The following is a 6,504-nucleotide window of genomic DNA, read 5'->3' as shown; positions in this document are numbered from 1 at the left end:
TCGCTCAATAATATGACCTAGCCGGCTCTCTATTGCACAAAGATTCTTAAAATCTCCCATTGAGACAAATGAGATCGCTTCGCCAATGGCACCTGCTCGGCCTGTTCGTCCAATTCTATGAATGTATTCCTCAGGCTTAAAGGGCAGGTCATAGTTAACCACTCGGCTTAACTTACCAATATCAATTCCGCGTGCAGCGACTCCGGTAGCCACCAAGAACTTAATTTCGCCAGATTTGAAATCATTCAGTATTTTAGCTCGCATTGCTTGGCTACGGTCACCGTGAATTGCTTCTGCGTGAATACCTCGTTTGCCTAACTGAGCGGCAAGTTTCGCAGCGCCATGTTTTTTCTCAATAAAAATTAGCGCCTGATCCCACTGATTCTCAATAATGAGATGACTCAATAGCGCAGACTTTTTATCTTTATCGACCGTAATCAACCACTGGTCAATGGTGGTCGCGGCAGTTGCCTCGGGCGAAATGGCGATTTCCAAGGCTTCGTCTTTAACCGTCTTAGCGAGGAAGCGTACGTCATCGGTTAGGGTTGCAGAAAACAACAAGCTTTGACGCTCGCTCGGAAGGCGATCAATGATTTTATTGATCTCATCAATAAAACCCATGTTTAGCATTCTATCGGCTTCGTCTAAGATCAGGACTTCTAGTTCGTCAAAATGAACTGCACGGTCATAGACCATTTCAAGTAAACGTCCTGGCGTCGCGACCAGAATATCAACACCTTCAATGAGTCTCTTTTTCTGAGGCTCTGCAGCGATACCACCGTACATAGCCATTGACTTTAGGTTGAGGTACTTCCCGTATTGCGTAATATTGGCTTCAATTTGCTCAGTCAGCTCACGAGTCGGGGTAATAATTAATGCTCGTATGCGCTTGCCGCGATAGTTGTAGGGAACATTAAGTTTTTCAAGCAATGGCAGCACAAAGCTCGCTGTCTTACCTGTACCGGTCTGAGATGCCGCGACCACATCTCTGCCAGCTATGATAGCTGGGATAGCTTTACATTGAATAGGGCTTGGTTCGGTGTAGCCTTTGTCTGTGATGGCCTTTAGAATGGGATCGCTTAATCCAAGCTTAGAAAATGGCATGTACACCTCAGTATCGCGTTAATCTAGGGAGTGGATTGTGCCAATAGGCTGGGTTGAAAGCTATGGTTATTTTTTGAGAGACAAGCATGGTAAGAGAAATTCGTATTGCACAAGCAACATTATCAACATATCCATGTATTATTCGGTTAGACATTTGGAAGACTAAGGCTCAATGCGATGAATGCATCAATAGTCAAAAGCTTAAACAGTTAGTAAGCGGAGAAGCAATATGGATATGGACGAATCAGTAAATGTACTTGGCGAAGTCTTGGAACTATGTGGAAGCGACCCCGTCACAGGGTATTATCGAGATGGAAAATGTAATACCTGTGAAGCAGACACAGGTTCACATACGGTTTGTATCGAAGCGTCTAAAGACTTCTTAGAATATTCCAGGTTTAAAGGGAACGACCTGTCTACACCAGTGCCTGAATACGGCTTTCCCGGCTTGAATCCCGGCGATACCTGGTGTCTATGCGCGGTTCGTTGGTTGCAAGCTCAAGAAGATGGTATGGCACCCAGAGTTCACTTAACTAAAACGCACATAAAAGCCTTGGAAGTCATTCCCTTGGAGCGGCTAAAGCCTTATGCGGCAGACCTAAATTAAGTCTCTGTCTCGGTGCTTGCAGCACTTTTTGACTGATCTAGACGGCCTAAATAATAGTGCTCTATTAGAATAGAAGCGATAAGGGAACACCAAGTTTCTATGTTGGTTTGAGTGCTAATTGGCGAACGTGCGATTAATTTTCTAAGTAAATGGCTAGAAATACCCTGATCAATCAATGCTCGTTGATAACTTAGTGGATGCCAGGTCAAAGAGCTCATTCAAAGGTGCGATAGCTGCGCTCGCCAGTTGAAAGAAATCTGCTCCTGAACGACTATCTACCGAAGAATTGAGCAGCTTGGTTTCGATAAAGCTCTGTAGTTCGGAGATTTTTGTTTGAGCGTTTTTAATCGCTGAGGTCGAGTGCTTATCATCTAGAATGATCACTCTTTTTTCGCCGGGCTTTCTTTCAAGAAAAACCTTATTTAGCGATTCAAACTGAGTGCTTACACGGTCATTCAAGTACTTCAATTTTATTCGGTCTAGAGCTGAACTCTTTCCTTCGGAAACAATACCCATACCGATGGCTCGGGTTTGGCCTATTGATTCAATCGTATCGAGTAACTCCTTCCATATTACATCTAAGCCTGCTTCACGAGATAATGCTACGAGCAGACTATTCTTTTCAGTTTGGTTTTCAATCAAATAGAGCAGATTTGTGATGAGTCGGTTATGTTGGTCGATATTGTTGTTTGCTTCAATTGTTAGGGCACGTGTTTCAAGTCGCTGCCAATGACTTGATATACCTTCAAATAACTTGTCTTTTGTCAGTGATGGGTGATTGCTAACTAATGATGCCCATAGTTTGTTAACGTCTGCTCTCACGGTTTTTATATCTGCTTGTAATGTTTTCTCACCGTGAAGATAGCCTGTGGTTAAGCCGCGATGTTTTTGAATTTGAATCAATAAGCTTTTGAGTGAATTGAGCTGCGCCAAACAGTTTTTAAGTTCCAGTTTTTCGGCATGTTTTTTTCGATTGGTACTAAACCAAACCAGCACACTTGCAATGACTATGAGGACTAAGGAGAGGGTAATGATCATAAACTGTTCTCCATTGGTTCTTTTGATTGGCTTGATTTATTTGCCAGGTATTTGGCGATATTAACCGTTTCGTCAGCGATTGCTGTATTCTCATCTGCTTGTGATAGCAGTGTTTCAACATTGAAAGCAACTTCGTTGGTTGCGTAGCTTTGTTGCTCTGTTGTCGTAGATATATGAGAAATCTTGTCACATATTTGATCGACGACTTTATCGAGGGTACCTAGATTGGCTTCAAGGTTTTGGATGCTATGATAGTTTTCTCTGGCTTTACTGACGACATCATGGACCTGCTGTTTCACACTGCCCATCTGCTTGTGAGATAACTCAATACTGTCGCTAATATCGTTTGCTGATTCTCGGGATCTGATTGCCAGATTTCGAACTTCATCGGCCACGACTGCAAAGCCTCGCCCATGCTCACCAGCGCGTGCCGCTTCGATTGCAGCATTTAAAGATAGAAGGTTGGTTTGATCGGCAATTTCCCGAATGATGTTAGACATTGCTGCAACATTGTTTGACTGCTCAAACAAGACATCCACCATTTTGACGCTTTCTTCAGACAAGGCAGTCATCTTCTCAATCTCAATGCAGGCTTTTTGCGCTTCGGCACGCCCTTATGCAATTTGCTTACGTGAAGTATCAATGTCGGCATGGGTTTCTCGAACTTGCGTTGCAACATCGCTCACGCTGGCACTCAGTTGAGTGACTGCTGCAGCCGAAGAGGAGATTGCCTGCTTTTGTTCCATGGCATTTTTTGCCGAGGTTGAAGCGCTGATCGATAACTCACTCGCCATATGGTTAAACTCAGTAAAGTAACCGTCTCTATGCTGAACAGAGCGTTCTTGATTGAGTAAATAGTGGCGTAGTGCTTCCAGGACGGAGTGTCCAGATCGAGAATGGAGAGGGAGGTCTCGGTGTTGTACACCGTTTTGTTGAAGTAAGCGTGAAACATCTTTGAGAGGTGCAAAAAACTGGTTTCGTTTATAGATCAGGAATATAGATGAGAGCCCAGAAAGAGCAATAAGAAAAACGGTCCAATATGACGAGGGCTGTATTAGCCACGATGTTAGTGTAATGATCGTTAGTAAGGCGATAAAGGGAGTACTGTCTAGTTTCTCAGCCCAAGGCATATTTCGCATGACAAAGCTCCTCTTGGAAATGCCGATGAATTTGAGTGTTTGTATTACAGAGGAGCAAGTACTATGCCGCAGAGTAACTAAGGATTGTTACTGTTTGTAAGGTCTACGGACGACGCTGGTCTTAGCGGGTTTGAGTGTGAGGAGCAATAATAAGGCATAGTTTATTGTTGGGGTTTTTGCCCTACTAAAATGCGAGATGGATCGTTGTGGTGCATGAATTCACACATTAGCTGCTAAATTTTTTTATTCCAACGTGCCTCCTTGGTATTTCTGAACCGCTAAACTTTCGCAGAGCAAGAGGCACTTAAGGCAGGACATACACCCATAAGTCTACAAGATCTAACTCGTCTTATATGCTAGGCGGCAATTAAAGGCTTTACATCGAGTTCACTTCGATTAGCTTCCGCCTGCCACAAATCATATTGTGTTTGCTGATTCAACCAACTTTCAGCTGATGTATTAAACGCAATCGAAAGCCTCACCGCCATTTCAGGGCTAATACCTGCTTTACCGTTAACAATACTAGAGAGTGTTTTTCGACTAACGCCTAATGCTTCAGCCGCTGCAGTGATACTTAGCTCGAGAGGCTCAAGACAAAGCTCTTTAATAATCTCGCCTGGATGTGGAGGGTTGTGCATTAGCATAATTTCACCTCAGTGATAATCTTCGTAATTTACAATTTCTGCATGTTCCCCATTGAAACGGAACGTCACCCTCCAATTCCCACTAACACGAACAGACCAAACATCTGAACGCTTACCAGATAAGGAGTGCAGAAATAGCCCCGGTAAATTCATATCATCTGGGGAAGTAGAAGCATTAAGTCGGCCTAAAATAAGTTTTAAACGCTTAGAGTGCTTTACTTGAATACCTGAAGTTTTTCCTGCTTTGAAGAACTTCTCGAGGCCTTTGTGTTTAAATGATAGAATCATAAGCCGAATTGTAACCTGATACGACTCAGTTATCAATAAGAGTAATCGGGGTCAGAGTAACATTTACCAATCAACCTTCAATCCTCGGCCTACCCGCTTTTCCAGGAACCACTCGACGATGATACCTTCGCTCAATCTGTTCCTTGAACCCTTCACTACCTATCGCTATTCCCTTGTTAACCGCCTCGCGTATATCTGTGATCATTTCTTCATCTACATGATGCCTAAACAATTCTCTATAATTATTTAACCTTTCATCAGTCGACTTGCCCAGTGCCAAATACTCTTTATGCGGGTTCAATAACCCTGATACTTTACCTAAAGCATTACACTGATAACTTGACCAATAATAATCACCTGGATCTTCAACCATATTGGCGACTACTGGATTTAGCTAAATATATCTATAACATTCCAATAAGTAGCGCTCTGATTCAACTAAGCTGCTTTAAGGGGACTGAGGGATTCTTTTTTAATCAGAGTTCTGTACCAACTAAAAATCCGTTAACTGATTACTTTATAATCCCTCCGTCCCCTTTTACTGCTGCGGATGCAGTGAAACACTTGAGTCCCAAAGTCGGTCCCACAGTAATGTAAGCTTTGTCCAATCAAGTGAATCGTTGACACGTATGGCTTTGATAGGCGAAATAGTCGATACTTGAGTATCTTGGTTTACTTGTTCTGCAATGGCGAAATTGAATGCATAAGCGCCTTCAACGCCCATTCTTAGGTCAGACATGACTATTCGATCTTCACGAGTTTCAGCTTTGTAAAAACCTTTGGTAAACCATACCAGTCGTTGGGCATCCCAATGGCTTTCTAAGCCTTTTAATAACTCGGTGCCTTTAGGGTAGGTCTTAAATTCGATTGTATTCGTGTCTTCCCAAATACTCACATGTGAGATGCTGTAACGATCGCCTTCATCTATCACTATTCGCCATAAGAAAGAGCTCAATGGCATAGGTGTACTGATGGTAGATACGACTTTGCTTGTTCCTTTCTGATTGAGCCAAGCGGTGGCAATTTTCTCTTCCGCGATATGTTTTGCAAAGACGCCCCAGCATAGGTATAGCGATGAAATAGCGAAAGCTGAGGTGGTGATCATGGTGGCTTTCTTTGAAATCCAAGTATTCCTGTAGGCGAGAAACAGCGCAAGTAAAAGCGGCAGCGTATAGAATGGGTCGATAATAAATACGCTTGATAAGCCAAAGGGGTGCTCTGTTAGCGGCCAGAACAATTGAGTTCCATATACGGTGCAGGCGTCGAGTAGGGAGTGAGTCCAAAAAATCGCGAGAATCGCAATGAACCATTGCTTGGATATTGGACGATAGCTTGGGCGAAAGTGCAGTATTAACCATGTTAGTAGGGGCGCCACAGCGATCTGGATAATCAGACTGTGGCTAAAGCTTCTATGATAGGTAAAGTCTTCAACTTGGCCCCCAAAAGGAATAAGTACGTCAAGGTCTGGCAAAGTCCCCAGAATTGCCCCGATAATTGGAGCTGTACGGCCGATATGTTTACCTAATAATGTATGGCCAACAGTGGCGCCTAGTGCTGCTTGGGTTAGTGAGTCCATGTTTGTCTTCTTTCACATCTATATATTTTACTTATCTACTGTTTACGACTCCCATGATACACCTAGATGACCAAATATAGATCACATAATATGTGATCCAAATACTAA

General features: G+C 43.1%; 9 protein-coding genes. 1 reads left to right on the top strand and 8 read right to left on the bottom strand.

What is annotated here, in order from left to right:
* Window positions 1-1,104: DEAD/DEAH box helicase (locus tag A3763_RS15560; protein WP_068760206.1), on the bottom strand; the 1,104-nt coding region annotated here is incomplete at its 3' end.
* 229 nt (window positions 1,105-1,333) lie between these two features.
* Between A3763_RS15560 and A3763_RS15555 the strand changes: the two genes are divergently transcribed.
* The gene (locus tag A3763_RS15555) at window positions 1,334-1,711 is read left to right on the top strand and encodes a DUF2237 family protein (RefSeq protein WP_068510255.1); all 378 of its coding nucleotides are present in this window, start codon (window positions 1,334-1,336) and stop codon (window positions 1,709-1,711) included.
* Window positions 1,712-1,879: 168 nt separating this feature from the next.
* On the opposite strand, the gene A3763_RS15550 is transcribed toward A3763_RS15555, so the two are convergent.
* The 7 genes from A3763_RS15550 to A3763_RS15520 all read right to left on the bottom strand — a co-directional run bounded on the left by A3763_RS15550 (window position 1,880) and on the right by A3763_RS15520 (window position 6,396).
* Complete coding sequence (locus A3763_RS15550) at window positions 1,880-2,749, bottom strand: nitrate- and nitrite sensing domain-containing protein (protein ID WP_068512986.1); 870 nt, start codon at window positions 2,747-2,749, stop codon at window positions 1,880-1,882.
* Complete coding sequence (locus A3763_RS15545) at window positions 2,746-3,321, bottom strand: methyl-accepting chemotaxis protein (RefSeq protein ID WP_068512983.1); 576 nt, start codon at window positions 3,319-3,321, stop codon at window positions 2,746-2,748. Before A3763_RS15545 ends, A3763_RS15550 begins: the two co-directional genes overlap by 4 nt.
* A 42-nt stretch (window positions 3,322-3,363) precedes the next feature.
* A complete protein-coding gene (locus A3763_RS15540) occupies window positions 3,364-3,888 on the bottom strand; it encodes a hypothetical protein (RefSeq protein ID WP_068512980.1) in 525 nt (174 codons plus the stop codon).
* 356 nt (window positions 3,889-4,244) lie between these two features.
* Complete coding sequence (locus A3763_RS15535; protein ID WP_369808245.1) at window positions 4,245-4,526, bottom strand: HigA family addiction module antitoxin; 282 nt, start codon at window positions 4,524-4,526, stop codon at window positions 4,245-4,247.
* A gap of 15 nt (window positions 4,527-4,541) precedes the next feature.
* Window positions 4,542-4,820: a type II toxin-antitoxin system RelE/ParE family toxin gene (locus tag A3763_RS15530; protein ID WP_068512971.1), complete on the bottom strand. Its 279-nt coding sequence runs from the start codon at window positions 4,818-4,820 to the stop codon at window positions 4,542-4,544.
* Window positions 4,821-4,890: 70 nt separating this feature from the next.
* A complete protein-coding gene (locus tag A3763_RS15525; protein WP_068516012.1) occupies window positions 4,891-5,193 on the bottom strand; it encodes a transposase in 303 nt (100 codons plus the stop codon).
* A gap of 165 nt (window positions 5,194-5,358) precedes the next feature.
* A complete protein-coding gene (locus tag A3763_RS15520) occupies window positions 5,359-6,396 on the bottom strand; it encodes a metal-dependent hydrolase (RefSeq protein ID WP_068516016.1) in 1,038 nt (345 codons plus the stop codon).
* Window positions 6,397-6,504 lie beyond the last annotated feature (108 nt).

Source organism: Oleiphilus sp. HI0128 (assembly GCF_001635365.1).
The sequence above is the reverse complement of the archived record's forward strand: the minus strand, read 5'-3'. Positions and strand labels throughout refer to the sequence as shown.